General features: G+C 68.5%; 17 protein-coding genes. 8 read left to right on the top strand and 9 right to left on the bottom strand.

Features of this window, described 5'->3' with window-relative positions; translation table 11 throughout:
- Positions 1 to 20 precede the first annotated feature (20 nt).
- The 4 genes from ACWESM_RS01140 to speD all read left to right on the top strand — a co-directional run bounded on the left by ACWESM_RS01140 (position 21) and on the right by speD (position 6,023).
- Positions 21 to 965, top strand: a complete 945-nt coding sequence (locus tag ACWESM_RS01140) for a proteasome assembly chaperone family protein (RefSeq protein WP_355070327.1) — start codon at positions 21 to 23, stop codon at positions 963 to 965.
- A 69-nt stretch (positions 966 to 1,034) separates the two neighbouring features.
- Entirely contained in the window at positions 1,035 to 3,533 is a 2,499-nt protein-coding gene (locus tag ACWESM_RS01145; protein ID WP_355070326.1) for a DEAD/DEAH box helicase, read from the top strand.
- Between the two features lie 163 nt (positions 3,534 to 3,696).
- Entirely contained in the window at positions 3,697 to 4,812 is a 1,116-nt protein-coding gene (locus ACWESM_RS01150) for a type III PLP-dependent enzyme (RefSeq protein ID WP_355070324.1), read from the top strand.
- A gap of 8 nt (positions 4,813 to 4,820) precedes the next feature.
- Positions 4,821 to 6,023 (top strand): adenosylmethionine decarboxylase, encoded by a 1,203-nt coding sequence (gene speD, locus ACWESM_RS01155; protein ID WP_364426023.1) that lies wholly within the window; start codon positions 4,821 to 4,823, stop codon positions 6,021 to 6,023.
- Positions 6,024 to 6,129: 106 nt separating this feature from the next.
- Here speD and ACWESM_RS01160 read toward each other — a convergent pair whose 3' ends face one another.
- From ACWESM_RS01160 to ACWESM_RS01180, 5 genes are all read right to left on the bottom strand, one after another.
- Positions 6,130 to 6,336: a tautomerase family protein gene (locus ACWESM_RS01160; RefSeq protein ID WP_355070321.1), complete on the bottom strand. Its 207-nt coding sequence runs from the start codon at positions 6,334 to 6,336 to the stop codon at positions 6,130 to 6,132.
- A gap of 1 nt (position 6,337) precedes the next feature.
- Positions 6,338 to 7,072, bottom strand: a complete 735-nt coding sequence (locus ACWESM_RS01165) for an SDR family NAD(P)-dependent oxidoreductase (protein ID WP_355070319.1) — start codon at positions 7,070 to 7,072, stop codon at positions 6,338 to 6,340.
- 76 nt (positions 7,073 to 7,148) lie between these two features.
- Positions 7,149 to 7,739 carry a TetR/AcrR family transcriptional regulator gene (locus ACWESM_RS01170; RefSeq protein WP_355070317.1) on the bottom strand — a complete coding sequence of 197 codons (591 nt, stop codon included), beginning with the start codon at positions 7,737 to 7,739 and terminating at the stop codon, positions 7,149 to 7,151.
- A gap of 53 nt (positions 7,740 to 7,792) precedes the next feature.
- Entirely contained in the window at positions 7,793 to 8,287 is a 495-nt protein-coding gene (locus tag ACWESM_RS01175) for a gamma-glutamylcyclotransferase family protein (protein ID WP_452490627.1), read from the bottom strand.
- 54 nt (positions 8,288 to 8,341) lie between these two features.
- Positions 8,342 to 9,250: a hydrogen peroxide-inducible genes activator gene (locus tag ACWESM_RS01180; protein WP_450016637.1), complete on the bottom strand. Its 909-nt coding sequence runs from the start codon at positions 9,248 to 9,250 to the stop codon at positions 8,342 to 8,344.
- Between the two features lie 177 nt (positions 9,251 to 9,427).
- Between ACWESM_RS01180 and ACWESM_RS01185 the strand changes: the two genes are divergently transcribed.
- The 3 genes from ACWESM_RS01185 to ACWESM_RS01195 all read left to right on the top strand — a co-directional run bounded on the left by ACWESM_RS01185 (position 9,428) and on the right by ACWESM_RS01195 (position 11,438).
- Positions 9,428 to 10,015, top strand: coding sequence for a peroxiredoxin (locus tag ACWESM_RS01185; RefSeq protein WP_355070311.1), 588 nt, complete (start codon positions 9,428 to 9,430; stop codon positions 10,013 to 10,015).
- Positions 10,016 to 10,117: 102 nt separating this feature from the next.
- On the top strand, positions 10,118 to 10,657 hold the full coding sequence (locus ACWESM_RS01190; RefSeq protein WP_355070309.1) for a carboxymuconolactone decarboxylase family protein: 540 nt from the start codon (positions 10,118 to 10,120) through the stop codon (positions 10,655 to 10,657).
- Between the two features lie 106 nt (positions 10,658 to 10,763).
- The gene (locus ACWESM_RS01195; RefSeq protein WP_355070307.1) at positions 10,764 to 11,438 is read left to right on the top strand and encodes a PhzF family phenazine biosynthesis protein; all 675 of its coding nucleotides are present in this window, start codon (positions 10,764 to 10,766) and stop codon (positions 11,436 to 11,438) included.
- A 6-nt stretch (positions 11,439 to 11,444) separates the two neighbouring features.
- Here ACWESM_RS01195 and ACWESM_RS01200 read toward each other — a convergent pair whose 3' ends face one another.
- From ACWESM_RS01200 to ACWESM_RS01210, 3 genes are all read right to left on the bottom strand, one after another.
- Positions 11,445 to 12,164, bottom strand: coding sequence for an anti-sigma factor (locus ACWESM_RS01200; protein WP_356961544.1), 720 nt, complete (start codon positions 12,162 to 12,164; stop codon positions 11,445 to 11,447).
- Complete coding sequence (sigK, locus tag ACWESM_RS01205; RefSeq protein ID WP_364426035.1) at positions 12,157 to 12,843, bottom strand: ECF RNA polymerase sigma factor SigK; 687 nt, start codon at positions 12,841 to 12,843, stop codon at positions 12,157 to 12,159. The genes ACWESM_RS01200 and sigK overlap by 8 nt, the downstream gene beginning before the upstream one ends.
- A gap of 63 nt (positions 12,844 to 12,906) precedes the next feature.
- On the bottom strand, positions 12,907 to 13,581 hold the full coding sequence (locus ACWESM_RS01210) for a DUF5134 domain-containing protein (RefSeq protein ID WP_452490629.1): 675 nt from the start codon (positions 13,579 to 13,581) through the stop codon (positions 12,907 to 12,909).
- A gap of 453 nt (positions 13,582 to 14,034) precedes the next feature.
- Between ACWESM_RS01210 and ACWESM_RS01215 the strand changes: the two genes are divergently transcribed.
- Entirely contained in the window at positions 14,035 to 14,538 is a 504-nt protein-coding gene (locus tag ACWESM_RS01215; protein WP_452490631.1) for a GNAT family N-acetyltransferase, read from the top strand.
- Between the two features lie 2 nt (positions 14,539 to 14,540).
- Here ACWESM_RS01215 and ACWESM_RS01220 read toward each other — a convergent pair whose 3' ends face one another.
- Positions 14,541 to 15,770, bottom strand: a complete 1,230-nt coding sequence (locus tag ACWESM_RS01220; RefSeq protein ID WP_452490633.1) for an aminotransferase family protein — start codon at positions 15,768 to 15,770, stop codon at positions 14,541 to 14,543.
- Between the last annotated feature and the right edge of the window lie 37 nt (positions 15,771 to 15,807).

Consider the following 15,807-nt stretch of genomic DNA (forward strand, 5'->3'; position numbering starts at 1 on the left):
CGCGCAGGAAGGAGTACGCGATGGACTACGAGTCGCGAATGTACGAACTGGAGTTTCCCGCTCCGCAGCTGTCGTCCGCCGACGGCGCGGGCCCGGTCTTGGTGCACGGACTGGAAGGCTTCACCGACGCCGGGCACGCGGTGCGGTTGGCGACCACGCACCTGCGCGAAAGCCTCGAAAGCGAACTGGTCGCCTCGTTCGACGTGGACGAGCTGCTGGACTACCGCTCGCGGCGCCCGCTCATGACGTTCAAGACCGATCATTTCTCCGATTACGCCGAGCCGGAACTCAACCTCTGGGCATTGCGCGACACCGCGGGGACCCCGTTCCTGTTGCTCGCGGGTCTGGAGCCGGACCTACGCTGGGAGAAGTTCACCACCGCGGTGCGGCTGCTCGCCGACCAGCTGGGCGTGCGGCGCAGCATCGGCCTGAGCGCCATCCCGATGGCGATTCCGCACACTCGCCCGCTGGGCGTGACCGCGCACTCCTCCAACCGCGACCTGATCTCCGAGCACCAGCGGTGGCCGGGCGAGCTGCAGGTTCCTGGCAGCGCGTCGTCGCTGCTGGAATTCCGCATGGCGCAGCACGGTCACGAGTCGGTCGGCTTCTCGGTGCACGTGCCGCACTACCTGGCACAGACCGCCTACCCGGAGGCCGCGCAGACGCTGCTGGAGAACGTCGCCGACAACGCGGGCCTGGAGTTCCCGCTGGCCGCGCTCGGCGAGGCCGCCGCCCGGGTACGCGAACAGGTCAACGAGCACATCGCGGGCAATGCCGAGGTCGAGACCGTCGTGCACGCGCTGGAGCGGCAGTACGACAGCTTCGTCACCGCGCAGGAACGCCAGTCGAGCCTGCTGGTCGGTGACGGCGAGTTGCCCAGCGGCGACGAGCTGGGCGCCGAATTCGAACGATTCCTCGCCGAGCAAGGCCGTTACACCGGCGACGACGAGGGCGAACAGGACTGATCCGCCCGGCCGCCTGGTCCCGATCGCCCCTGCAAACGTGCTCACGGGCGAGGCCGTAGGGTTGTCGGAGTGGATCTGACCGAACTGCTCGACATCCCGGGGACCGACGCCGACGCGCTCTACGAGTCGTTCGGCATCTGGGCCGCCGAGCAGGGCACCCCGCTCTACCCCGCGCAGGACGAGGCGCTGCTCGAGCTGGCATCCGGATCCAACGTCATCCTCGCCACCCCAACCGGTTCCGGAAAGTCACTCGTCGCGGTCGGCGCGCATCTGTTCGCCCTCACCCAGGGCCTGCGCACGTACTACACCGCTCCGATCAAGGCGCTGGTGAGCGAGAAATTCTTCGCCCTGTGCGAGGTATTCGGCGCCGAACGCGTCGGCATGGTCACCGGCGACGCCGCGGTGAATCCGGACGCGCCGATCATCTGCGCGACCGCGGAGATCCTGGCCAATCTGGCGCTGCGCGAAGGCGCGGACGCCGCCGTCGGCCAAGTGGTGATGGACGAATTCCATTTCTACGCCGACCCCGATCGGGGGTGGGCCTGGCAGGTCCCGCTGCTGGAACTTCCCCGCGCCCAGTTCCTGCTCATGTCGGCCACCCTCGGGGAGGTCGATTTTTTCGCCCGTGACCTGGAGCGCCGGACCGGCCGCTCCACCGCGATCGTCGCGGGCACCGAGCGTCCCGTGCCGCTGAGCTTCTCCTATGCCCGCACCCCGATCACCGAGACGCTCGAAGAGCTGGTCACCACCCACCAGGCTCCGGTGTACGTCGTGCACTTCACGCAGGCCGCCGCGCTCGAACGCGCGCAGGCGCTGACGAGTGTGAATTTCGCTACGCGCGCCGAGAAGGACGCGATCGCCGACGCGCTGGGCGAATTCCGGTTCGCCGCCGGGTTCGGCAAGACGCTGTCGCGGCTGATCCGGCACGGCATCGGCGTACATCACGCGGGCATGCTGCCGAAGTACCGGCGACTGGTGGAGCGCCTGGCCCAGGACGGCCTGTTGAAGGTGGTCTGCGGCACCGACACCCTCGGCGTCGGCATCAACGTGCCCATCCGCACGGTGCTGCTCACCGGGCTGACCAAATTCGACGGCGTGCGCACACGCAGGCTCAAGGCGCGGGAGTTCCACCAGATCGCGGGCCGCGCGGGCCGGGCGGGTTACGACACCATGGGCACCGTCGTCGTGCAGGCTCCGGAGCACGAGGTGGAGAACACTCGGCTGCTGGCCAAGGCGGGCGACGATCCCAAGAAGCAGCGCAAGGTGCAGCGGCGCAAACCGCCGGAAGGCTTCGTCTCCTGGAGTGAGGAGACCTTCGACCGCTTGGTCGCCGCGCAGCCGGAGCCGATGGTGTCGCGTTTCACGGTCACCAACGCCATGCTGCTGAATGTGATCGCCAGGCCGGGCAACTGCTTCACCGCCATGCGCCATCTGCTCGAAGACAACCACGAGCCGCGGCCCGCCCAGCGCAGGCACATTCTGCGCGCCATCCGGCTGTATCGGGCGCTGCGCGACGCCGGGGTGGTGCAGCAACTGCCCGAACCCGACGCGCAGGGCCGCCGCGCCCGCCTGACCGTCGACCTGCAGCGTGACTTCGCCCTCGACCAGCCGCTGTCGCCGTTCGCGCTGGCCGCGCTGGAGTTGCTGGACAAACAGTCCCCGAGTTATACCCTCGACGTGGTGTCGCTCATCGAATCCACGTTGGAGGATCCGCGCCAGCTGCTCATGGCCCAGCAGCACAAGGCGCGCGGCGAGGCCATCGCGGAGATGAAGGCCGACGGCATCGACTATGACGAGCGGATGGAACTGCTCGAAGAGGTGACCTGGCCCAAGCCGCTGGCCGAACTGATCGAACCGGCCTTCGAGACCTACCGAGCCGGACACCCGTGGGTGTCGGAGTTCGCGCCGGCGCCGAAGTCGGTGGTGCGCGACATGATCGAGCGCGCCATGACCTTCGCCGAACTTATCTCCTTCTACGAGCTGGCCCGATCCGAGGGCGTGGTGCTGCGCTACCTCGCCGACGCCTATCGCGCGCTGCGGCGCACCGTGCCGGAGTCGGCGCGCACCGAAGAACTCGACGACATCACCGAGTGGCTCGGAGAGCTTGTGCGGCAAGTCGATTCGAGCCTGCTCGACGAATGGGAGCAACTGACCAACCCGGGCGCGGAGACCGACGCCGACCAGATCGCGTTCGGCGCCGAAACCGTCCGCCCGATCTCCGCCAACGAACGCGCGTTCCGGGTGATGGTCCGCAACGCGATGTTCCGCCGGGTCGAACTGGCCGCGCTGCGACGCTGGGACGAGCTGGCGGCACTCGGTCCCGGCCCGGACTGGGCCGAGGCACTCGCGGACTACTACGCGGAATACGAGCGCATCGGCACCGGACCCGACGCCAGGGGACCGCAACTGTTCCAAGTGGAACGAAGACCCGGATTCTGGCATGTACGGCAGGTGCTGGAGGACCCGGCGGGCGACCACGGCTGGTCGATCGACGCGGTGGTCGATCTGGCCGAGTCCGACGCCGCGGGCGAGGTCGTCTTCGACGACGTCACCGTGTCCGCCGGCTGAGCCCGCATCGCCTACCGGCCACCTGTTCCCGCAGGTCAGCAGCTCCGTCGCGGCCTGATGACAGGGTTGCGCCACCATGGGGCGAATCCAGGTTTGGACGGATTCGTTACTGGGTAGGGGCCGCTGATACTCTCTCCCCCGCTGCCGAAGCGAAAGATCAACTATGCCCGAATCGCCGTACCTTGTCATCCATCCCGAGCGTGTCCGCCAGAATTACCGCGCGCTCGACGCCGCCCTGTCCGCGGGCACGGGCGCCGCGACGAGGATCCGTTTCGCCGTGAAGGCGAGCCCGGTGCCGGAGATCGTGCGCCTGCTGGACGAGGAAGGCGCGGAATTCGACGTAGCCAGCATCGGCGAGATCGACCTCTGCCTCGGACTCGGTGTGGCGCCGGAGCGGCTGTGCTACGGCAACCCGATCAAGAAGGCCGCGCACATCGCCCGCGCCTACGCCCTCGGGGTGCGCCGCTTCGCCTTCGACACCGAGGACGATCTGCTGCGCATCGCCGAGCACGCGCCCGGCTCCGAGGTGGAGTGCCGCTTCCTCGCCTCGGCGCCGGAGTCGCGCACCCCGTTCGGCACGAAGTTCGGCTGCAGCCCCGGCGAGGCGTTCCGGCTGCTGGTCCGGGCCAGGGATCTCGGGCTGGTCGTCGCCGGACCCTACTTCCACGTCGGCTCTCAGCAACTGGATCCCACCGCGTGGCGGATCGGCATCGAGCAGGCGGGCCGGATCGCCGAGGCATTGGCCGACAAGGATATCGCGGTCGGCTCGGTGAACATCGGCGGCGGGCTGCCGATCTCCTACGCCGACGCGGCGCCCGCGCTGGGCGAGATCGCCGCGGTGGTGAACCACGCGGCGGCCGAATTCCTTTCCGGGAATACCGGATTGGTCGTCGAACCGGGCCGGGCACTGGTCGGTTCGGCGGGCACGATTCACGCCGAGGTCGTCGGCGTCCGCACCGCGCCGGACGGTCGGCGCTGGGTGTATCTCGACATCGGCCGCTACAACGGCATGGCCGAGACAGAGAACGAGTACATCGCCTACCGGTTCGTCACCGATCGCGACGGCGACCCCGTCGACGAGGCGGTGGTGGCTGGTCCGACCTGCGACGGCGACGATGTACTGTATCAACGCACGCGAGTCCTCCTACCGACCACGTTGCGAGCCGGTGATCGCGTTCGAATCCTCGACACCGGTGCCTATACCGCGAGCTATTCGTCGGTGTCCTTCAATGGTTTTCCGCCCTTGACCGTTCATGTCTCGGGCGCTGAGCGAGAGTGAGTTTGCCCATGACGGCGGAATTCACCGGTTGGCATGTGCTGGCCGAGTTCGGTGGTGTCGACGCAGCCCTCTGCGACGATCTCGAACGACTCGAATCGGCGTTGCGTGAGTCTCTGATCGCGGCGGGCGTCACCATCTGCGATGTCGTACACAAGAAGTTCGAACCGCAGGGGGTGACCGTCCTCGCGCTGTTGTCGGAGTCCCACGCCTCGATTCACACCTATCCGGAGTCCGGCGACATCTTCGTCGACGTCTTCACTTGCGGCAGCATCGGCGCTGGCGCGTCGAAGGCGGTCGAGCTACTGCGGGACGCGTTGGCGCCCAAGGACGTTCGGATGCAGGTCATCCGCAGGGGACACGGCAGTCAGCGGATCGAGGAGCCGGTGGGCGCGGGCCTGACCCGCATCTGGGACCTGCACGACGTGATCGTCGACACCCACACCCCGTTCCAGCACATGATCATCGCGCGGACCGAGCAGGGCATCAGCCTGTTCTCCGACGACGACCGCCAGTCCACCGAGTTCTCCCAGGTCACCTACCACGAGGCGATGATGGTCCCCGCCTTCGTGCTGGCCGAGAAGCTGGACAAGGTGCTGATCATCGGCTCCGGGGAAGGCGTCGCCAGCCAGATGTCGGTCGCCGCGGGCGCCACTCTGGTCGACCACGTCGACATCGACCAGCTCGAGGTCGAGCTGTGCGCCGAGCACCTGCCCTACGGCTACACAAGGGATGAACTGGCCGCCGCGGTCAAGGGTGAGGGGCCGATCAAGGTCCATTACGCCGACGGCTGGGACTTCCTGGCCGAGGCCGAGCGGGCGGGCACCCGGTACGACGTCATCGTGATCGACCTGCCGGACGAGCGCGTCGAGGACGCGCAGCACAACCGCCTCTACGAGGCGGAGTTCCTGTCCCGATGTCGTGCGCTGCTCGCGCCCGGCGGTGTGCTGTGCGCCCAGGCGGGCTGCGCGACGATGTGGCGCAACGAGACCCTGAAGCGGTCCTGGCAGCGTTTCCACGAGCAGTTCGGCACCGTGGTGCACTACGGCAGCGACGAACACGAGTGGTCGTTCCTGTTCGGCCTGGTCGAGGAGATCGACGACCCGGTCGGCGGGATGACCGATCGCCTGGCGCAGCTGCCCTACCAGCCCGAGACCATCGACGCCAGGGCGCTGGAGCGCGGCGCGATCGAACCGCACGCCCTGCGGGTCTAGGCAACGGCGCCCGAATGCGCCGGTTCCGGATCCGGAACCGGCGCATTCGGTGTTTCGTGTCCGATCAGAGCCGCGCCGGGTCGACGGGCGGCTGGTCCCGGTTGGTTCAGGAGCGCTGCTGCGCGCGCCACTGCTCGACGTCGACGCCGCCGACGCCCCAGTTCGACAGCGCGACCTCGTCGATCACGACGTACGTGCTCGCGGGCGATTTGCCGAGCACGTCCTGCAGCAGATCGGTGACACCCTTGATCAGCCGCGCCTTCTGCTCGCGGGTCACGCCTTCGTCGGTGACTTTGATGTTCACATAAGGCATTTCAGGCCGCCCTTCCAGAGATGAACCCGCCGTCGACGGGGAGGATGTGTCCGGTGGTGAAGGCCGCGTCGGCGAGATACAAGACCGCGGCCGTCGTTTCGGCGACTTCGCCGATGCGGTTCAACAGCGCGAGTCTGCCCGAAGCAGGCTCGTCGCCGTCGCCGAACAGCGGTGTGCGAATGATGCCGGGGGCGACAGCGTTGACCCGGATGCCCTCGGCGGCGAGTTCGGCGGCGAGGCTGGTGGTCAACGCGTGTATGCCGCCCTTGCTGACCAAAGCCGCGGTGGCGGGCAACCCGGCGAGGGCGTGATCGATCAGCACGGTGCCGATGTTCACGATGCTGCCGCCCCTGGCTTGCGTCAGGAACTGCCGCACCACGGCCTGCGTCGTGAAGTAGGTGCCTTTGAGGTTGCCGTTCAGATAGACGTCCAGGTCTTGCTCGGTCACCTCGACAAACGGCTTGGCTCCGAAGATGCCCGCGTTGTTGACCAGCACGTCCACGCCACCGAATCGCTCCACCGCGACGCGCACCAGGGTCGCCGCGGTCGTGGCGGCGCCGATATCGCCCGGCACCGTAGCCACACGCTCCGGCGCACCGAGTTCAGCAGCCACCCGGGTCAGCTTTTCCTCGTCTCGGCCGTTGAGCACGACGTTGTCGCCGCGTTCCACGAACGCCCGTGCGATATCGCGACCGATTCCGCTCGAGGAACCGGTCACGATGACGGTCTTCACCATGGTGATCCTTTCTTATATACGACCGGTCGTCTTGGAACGGGTAGACGAAGACGCCGGACAGGTGCTACCCCTGGACTCAGGGCAGGAAGTAATCGCCCAGCAGGCGATCGAGGCACTTGTGCAGCGGCGCGAGGGTGCGCTCCATCTTCATCCTGATGACCGCCCCTTCCCAGGATTCGAGCAGGAGATCGGCCAGTTCGACCGCCTCGATGTCGGCGCGGATCATGCCGAGGCGCTGCGCCTGCACGAGTTGCTCGGCGACGCGATCGCGCCATGCGCGCCAAGCCACCGACAACGATTCCCGCAACAGCTCACTGCCTTCCAGCTCGCCCCCGAGATTCGCGATGAGGCACCCGCCGGTGAAATCCGCCGCGACGAAATCGTCCATCAGCCGTCCGAAGAACGCCCGCAAGCCGCTCACCGGGTCCGGCTCCGCGCCGAACGCCTCGGTCAGATTGCGCTGTACGCAGACCGAATGGTGCTCGATGATCGCGCGACCGAAGCTCTCCTTGCTGTCGAAGTAGTTGTAGAACGAGCCCTTCGGCACACCGACCTTGTCCAGGATCTGTTTGATACCCGTGCCGTGGTAGCCGTTGGTCAGAAACCCCGCGGCGCCCTCTTCGACGAGAAGACGCCGGGTGTCCTGGCTGCGTCGCGGTCGTGCCATGCGGTGAATATACGACCGGTCGTCTTGGAATTGCAACAGCCGCACATATGGCCTCACGCCGAGGGATCCGACCAGCCGGGTCCGGCCGAGTCCGAGAAGCTCGCGGGGTCCTGCCGCCACCGCGCGGACCGGACGGCGAAACGCGCGAGATGCTCGGCGGCGAACCGGTCCCGTTCCCAGTCCGCCGAGTCCGCCGCCACCGTCCAGACGTAGGTCCACACCGGAGCGTTCCGGCCCTCGAGGCGCACTTGGCGCAGGTCGTACTCGTCGTCCTCGAACGCGTCGAGAATCCTCCACTCCGTCGCGCTGAGACCGGTCAGCACGGCGCCGCGGGCGCGCCCGTGCGCCGCGGCGACCAGTCCCGGATACAACCGCCGCGGCAGCGCGGCGGCGCGCCACCCGGCCAGCTCGGCCGGTTCGAGCGATGGCACTCGCCCGAGCAGCGTCGTCAACACCTCGGGGAACTGCAGGGTGCCGTAGACGAACAACGCATGGTTCGATCCGGACAGGCGGCCGAGCCGCCCCTCTCCCAGCGCCGCCGATGCCAACTCGCCTCTCCTCTCACCGGCCTCCACTGTGCCCGGCCGGCGCGTTCGACGCAGCTACATCGGCCGCTGAGCACGGATGATGGCGGCCAGGTATTCGTAATCGTCGGCGCGGGCGCTGGACGTGCGAAAAACCAGGCCGATGGTGCGGCCGGGTGCGGGAGCGGAGAAGTGCGCCACGTCCAACGTGCCGCGGGCGGTCTCCGCCGCGACCGCCATCTGCGGGATCAGCGTGACACCGAGCCCGCCCGCCACGCACTGGACCACGGTGGACAGGGACGCGGCCCTGGTGTCGCCGACGGCGGCGGGATGCACATCGGCCGAGCGGCACGCCTCCAAGGTCTGATCGCGCAGGCAGTGCCCCTCGTCCAGCAGCAGCAGCGGCTGGGCGTCCAGCACCGACGCCGCCAGGTCGCCACGCCCGGCCAGTTCGTGGCCGCGCGGCGTGACCAGCACGAATTCCTCGGAGTACAGCGGAATCTCGACCAGGCCCGGCATCTCGGTGGGGACCGCCAGCAGCGCGACGTCCAGCACGCCGGTGCGCAGCCCGTCCAGCAGACGGGCGGTCTGGTCCTCGATGATCTGCGGGCGCAGTTCGGGCAGCCGCTTGCGCAATTCCGGCAGCAACCCGGGCAGCACATAGGGGGCGACCGTCGGGATGATGCCCATCCGCAGCGTGCCGCCGAGCCCGTCACCGGTGGCCGACGCGACGAAACGGTCCGCGGCCTCCAGCGTCGCCATCGCCTTTGGCAGCAACCGCATCCCGGCGGCGGTCACCAGCACGCGCCGGGTGCTGCGTTCGATCAGCTGGAGCCCGAGCCCGTGTTCCAGGGCGGCGAGCGCCTGCGATAGCGTGGGCTGACTCACACCGAGACGGGCAGCCGCGGTGCCGAAATGGCGGTATTCCGCGATCGCCACGAACGCACGCAGCTGTGACAGGGTGGGCTGATAAGTCTGATCAGTCACCCCTATCAGTGTAGTGCGACTGATCACCTTTACCTTTTACCGCCCCTTGGGCAAGATCGCCCATGAGCTTTTCACCCGCGGTGTGAGTGCTGAATTCGAGTCGGTGGCCGACTTTCACGGCAACGGTTCGGCAATACCGCAGAACACAGTTGGCAATCAAATGACGAGGAGACGAGCATGGCCCTGCTGACCATCGGCGACCAATTCCCGGCATACAACCTCACCGCGGTCATCGGCGGTGACCTGTCGAAGGTCGACGCTCAGCAGCCCGACGACTACTTCACCCGGATCACCAGCGACGACCACGCGGGCAAGTGGCGGATCGTCTTCTTCTGGCCGAAGGACTTCACCTTCGTGTGCCCGACGGAGATCGCCGCGTTCGGCAAGCTCAACGACGAATTCGAGGACCGGGACGCCGTGGTGCTCGGCGCGTCGGTGGACAACGAGTTCGTGCACTTCCAGTGGCGCGCTCAGCACGAGGACCTCAAGACCCTCCCCTTCCCCATGCTCTCGGACCTCAAGCGGGAACTGGCCGCCGCCACCGGTGTGCTCAACGCCGACGGCGTCGCCGACCGCGCCACCTTCATCGTCGACCCGAACAACGAGGTCCAGTTCGTCTCCGTGACCGCGGGTTCGGTCGGCCGCAACGTCGACGAGGTGCTGCGCGTGCTCGACGCCCTGCAGTCCGACGAGCTGTGCGCCTGCAACTGGAAGAAGGGCGACCCCACCATCAACGCGGGCGAACTCCTGTCCGCCAGCGTCTGAAAACCGCAGTCGCATCCGGACTTCCTGGTACGTCCCAACCCCACACCATCGAGAACCGACCTGGTCCCCGCACGGGATCGCTTCGAGTAGAGGAATCGCCGCATGAGCATTGAGAACCTGAAGAACTCCCTTCCCGAGTACGCCAAGGACCTCAAGCTCAATCTGTCATCCATCGCGCGCACCACGGTGCTGAACGAACAGCAGTTGTGGGGCACCCTGCTCGCGTCGGCGGCCGCCACCCGGTCGACGACCACGCTGCGCGAGATCGCCGAGGAAGCCGCCGACGCGCTGTCGGCGGAGGCGTACAACGCCGCGCTCGGCGCCGCCTCGATCATGGGCATGAACAACGTGTTCTACCGGGGCAAGGCGTTCCTCGGCGGTCGCTACGACGACTTGCGGGCCGGGCTGCGCATGCAGATCATCGGCACGCCGGGCGTCGACAAGGCCGACTTCGAGCTGTGGTCGTTCGCGGTCTCCTCGATCAACGGTTGCGCGCACTGCCTCGAGGCGCACGAGCACACGTTGCGCGAAGCGGGCGTATCCCGCGAAGTGATCTTCGAATCGCTGCGCGCCGCCGCGATCGTGGCCGGTGTCGGCCAGGCGGTGCAGTCGACCGAGGCCCTCACCGCGGCCGCGATCTGATTTCGCTGGGAAAGCGGCCCCTGTCCTGCGACGGGGGCCTCTTTCGCGTTCCATTGTGGTCTGCGTGACAGCTCGCGCCCGCGGCATCCGAGTAGGCTCGGCGAGCATGAGCACACAGGTCGATGTGGTGCGAGTGTTCACCGACGCCGCCGGACGCTTCGGCAACGAGTTGGGTATCGCACGGGCGGCCGACGTGGCCGCGGCCGATCGGCAGGCGCTGGCCGCCAAGGCCGGATACAGCGAGACCGTGGTCGTCGAGGAGCCGGTGGACGGCACCGCCGCGGTGCGGATCTACACCCCCACTATGGAACTTCCGTTCGCCGGGCACCCCTCGGTGGGGACGGCGTGGTGGTTCGCGTCGCAGGGCCTTGCGGTGCGGACACTGGACGTCCCCGCGGGCCCGGTGGCCGTGGAACTCACCGAGGGATTGACTTGGATCACCGCTCGCGGCGAGTGGGCGCCCGCGTTCACCTTCCATCAACTGGACGACGCCGAGGAGCTGGCCACCTTGCGGCCGGAGGAGTTTCCCGGCGGTCCGCACTACCTGTGGGCGTGGACCGACGAGCATCGCGCCGCCCTGCGATCGCGCATGTTCGCGCCGACCATGGGCATCACCGAGGACGAGGCGACCGGAGCCGCGGCCGTGGCGTTGACGGCGCTGCTGCGCAAGGGACTGGTCATCACCCAGGGCAAAGGCTCGCAATTGTTCACCCGGTGGGACTCCGACGGCTGGGTGCATCTGGGCGGCCGAGTCGCCGCGGACCAGCCGGTGGAGATCTGACGCCGCTCAGGGCAGGGTCACGCCCACGATCGGATCGCCGCTCGGTGCGTCCGAACCGCCGTCCGGTTCGACGCTCACCGCCAGCACTTCGCCGGACCGGAAACCGGTGACGAACGGCCGCTCGGTCGACGGCACGTCGCTCAGCAATCCCGCCGAGCGGGGTTGCCCGTCGGAACCGACCAGCCACACCTGATACACCCGGCCCAGCGGCGGCGGAGCGACCCGATCGAAGACGACGACCGCGCGTCCGAGTTCGGGTGAGGCGTCGACGACGAGCAGCCCACCCCCGGCGAACGATCCGTTCACCGTCCGCATGTGCACCCGATCGGCGGCGGCCGGGTCCGAGTGGGAGCCGAGGAGCTGCGCGGTCACCACGCTGCCGCCGATCACCAGGCACAAGACGGCCGCGATCGGGGCCACCCAGCGCAGCGAGCGCCGCCACGACGCGATCCGCGTGCTCGACCGCTCGGCGCGCTCGTCGGGCAGCGCGGCCAGGATGCGGCGTTCCAGCTCCGGCGGCGGCGCGAGCTCACCGAGCACGGCCAGCCGCCCCATGACGTCACGCACCTGCCACACGGTGTCGGAGAACGCCTGGCGCACTTCCGGGTCCGCGGCCGCCAGACGGGCATCGATGTGCCTGCGTTCGATATCGGCGACCGCGTCCAGCGCGCAGGGGTAGGCGAGGTCGATGAGGTCCGCCTCCGAGCGCGGCGAGGTGTCAACCATCGCTGCCTTCCCCGGACAAACATTGCTCCAATCGTTTCAGCCCGTCGCGGATGCGGGTCTTGATCGTGGGCAGCGGCACCGAGAGACGATCGGCGACCTCCCGGTAGGTCCACCCGCCGTAGTAGGCCAGCACGATCGCTTCGCGCTGCGTGGGGGTCAACCTCTCCAGGCAGCCTGCCACCTGTTGCTCCTCGATGCGCTGGGTGACCGATTCGGCGACGACATCGTGGGCGCGCCCGAGCTGCTCGTGCGCGTAGACGAGGTCCCGGCTGGTGGCCGAACTCTCCGCGCGAACCCGGTCCACCGCCCTGCGATGGGCGAGCATCATGAGCCAGCCGACCGGACTGGCCAGCGTGGCATCGTAGCGATGGGCCATCGACCAGACCTGGAGGTAGACCTCCTGGGTCACCTCCTCCGCGGCGGCATGACTGCGCAGCACTCGCACCGCGAGCCCGAACACCCGCGGACTGGTCAGCTGATAGAACTCGGTGAACGCGCCGCGATCGCCCGCGCCTGCGGCGGCGAGTAGCGCCGCGAGCTCACGGCTCGCGCGGGTCGCCCCTGCTCGGTCGTAGCCGGTGGGCAGCGGGCACGCGAGCGCCGGGGCATCGGTTTCCTCGCGCGCACGTGCCGGACCGCCGGAGCGATGGGGTGAAGCAGAACCGTGTTCGTTGCTCATGGCCGAATCCCGTGCCTGCATGCACAGGGGTTCGGTATGCGCGGGAAACCGGATTGGTCACGGTCACCGAATGATCACGACCGCGAGCATGTATGCGGTGCCCGCGTCCATCACCACATGCGGCACCGCCGCCCACGGTTTCGCGGGACCGGTGAGGGCGGCGACGCAGCCGCTGGAACGCACCAGCAGCCCCAGCGGCCCCGGCACGTGCGCCCGGGTCCGGCCGGTACAGGCGGTGAAGGTCACCAGAAGCGCGTCGAGCAGGAACAGGACGGCGAGAACGAGCGCCGGTCCGGTGGACGGACCGCCCGCATGGCCGGAACCCGTATGGCCGGACATCGCGTAGAGCATCGCCGCGGCGGCGACGATGTGGTAGCCGAGCGGTACCAGCCGGTCGATCGGCAATGGCCGCCCCTGGGTGGCGTGCTCCACGGCACGGATCGTCAGCAACCCGGCGAACACCACGGCCATCGCCGTCAGTACGCCGCGCACCGCATGCGGGCTCGCGCCCGAGGGAAACACCAGCATGCCGAGCATCACCAGGCACATCACCAGGTGGGCCGCATCGGATTCGGAGTGCCCGGCCGAGGTGTCCGACGGTGGCCGCGTCTGCGCGACGGACCCGGTCGACGACGTCGCGGCCGCCGCCACCCGCGACAGCACGATCCCCGCGGCGATCACGAACGCCGCCACCATCATCCACCGCAATACGGCATACTCCTGCACGAACTGCGCCACACCCCACCACCTCTCAGCACGGCGACCACGGTCGTCGCCCTTCCATGCTCGCATCCCGGAGCGTTCGAGGTGTCATTTTCAAATCGCGCACATCATGTAGGACGCAGAGGGAAGCCATACCTCAGCAATTCGATCGCCTGCCCTCATGGCCGAGTTCCGAGGTGCGCGCCGCATCGCGGATTCGGTTGAACGACAGTGGTTTCGATCTACCCTGAAGACAGCGCTGACAGCGTGCTACTTCGATGCTGTTGAAGGCTGCTGTCGGACAGTTCTGAGCACGGCCTGCCGTCCCGGCGACGACTTCGCAGCGTGCTCCGCCGTGTCGCGGAAGTCGGCTCCGCGCGGCGCTCTTCGATTCGAGGCCGCCCGGGGAACGCTCGGGTGCGGCCTCGGCGAGATGCCGAGTCAGTGGCGGGATGCGGATGGAACCGAGCGACCCGCCATGATGGAGTCATGTCCCACCAGGCCGGCACACACGTCACCGAGATCGAGCGCGACGGTCTGCGCATCGTCGTCGACGACCTCACCGGCCCGGAGGTCGCGGCACTGCTCACCGAGCACCTTGCCGAGATGGCCGCGCACTCGCCCGCGGAGAGCATGCACGCGCTGGAACTGGCGGCGCTGCGTCATCCGGACGTCACGTTCTGGACCGCATGGGACGGTGCGGCCCTCGCCGGATGCGCCGCGGTGAAGCGCCTCGACGACGACCACGCCGAGATCAAATCCATGCGCACCGCCGCGACGCACCAACGCCGCGGTATCGCGACCACCCTGCTGCGTCATCTGCTCGCCGAGGCCACCGCGCGCGGCTACCGCCGCCTCAGCCTCGAGACGGGTGCGCATGATTTCTTCCGGCCCGCACGACGGCTCTACGCCGCCCACGGCTTCGCCCACTGCCCGCCGTTCGGTGACTACCGCCCTGATCCACACAGCGTCTTCATGAGCCGTGACCTCTGACGTCAAGCATCGTTCAACGCGCGGGTGAATCCCTCGACGAGCTCGGCGACCTGGTCGTCGGTCATGACGAAGGCCGGGGAGACCTGCATGGCCCCTTGGCCCGCGGCGCGACCGGAGATGCCGTGCGCACGCAACGTCTTGACCAGTCGCGGCCCTTCGGCGGGATCGGCGAGCTGGATGGCCGCGACGGCGCCGAATCCGCTGCGCACCTCGGCGACCCTGGGGTGTTCGGCGAGCACCGACAGCTGATCGTGCAGGCTGGATTCCAGGCGCAAAGCGGCCGCGAGCAGGTCTTCCCGCTCGACGATGTCGAGATTCGCCAACGCGGCGGCCGCCGCGCCCGCGTGGCCGCCGTAGGTGTAGCCGTGCCGCCACCAGACGCCGCCCGCGAAGAACGGCTCCGCCACGCGCGGGGCGGCGAATACCGCGCCCATCGGGAGATATCCGGAGGTCAGCCCCTTCGCGGTGGTCATCAGATCGGGTTCGAGCGCGAGCCGGGACGAGGCGAACCACGCTCCGCCGATGCGGCCGAAACCGGTGACCACCTCGTCGGCGACGAACAGGATGTCGTGGTCGCGGCAGATCCGGCGCACCTCGGCGAGGTAACCCGCCGGTGGCGGATACACACCGCCCGCGCCGATGACGGGTTCGCAGAAGAACGCGGCGATCCGCTCGGCGCCGACTTCCTCGATGAGGGCGAGCAGTGCCTTCGCGTCGTCCCATTCCACGGTGCGCGCCGCGGGCATCAGCTCGCCATAGCCTTCGCGGTTTCCCGGGAGGCCACCGAGCGCGGTGCCACCCACGTGCATGCCGTGATAGGCCATCCGCCGCCCGACCATGATCGTCTTGCCCGGCTGCCCTAGTTCGTGCCAGTAGCGGCGGGCGAGCTTGGTCGCGGTGTCGACGGAGTCGGAGCCGCCCGAGGTGAAGAAGATCTTGCTGCCGGGAACCGGCGCGAGCCCGGCGAGCCGCTCGGCGAGTTCCTGGGTGGCGGGCTCGGTGATGTCGCCGAAATTGGAGTAGTGCGCGATCGTGCGCAGCTGCGCGGCCACCGCGTCGGCGATCTCGCCGCGCCCGTGGCCCACGTTGGCGAACCACAGGCCCGCGGTGGCGTCCAGGTAGCGGTTGCCCGCCCGGTCGAAGACGTAGGCGCCCTCCCCGCGGGCGACCACGAACGCTCCGTCCCGCTCGACGGCGCCCATGTCGGCGAAGCCATGCCATAGCGCGTTCATGTCTTCCACCTTTACCGGTTCCCCGGCCGCGGTCCAT

It is taken from the genome of Nocardia sp. NPDC003999 (assembly GCF_053604885.1).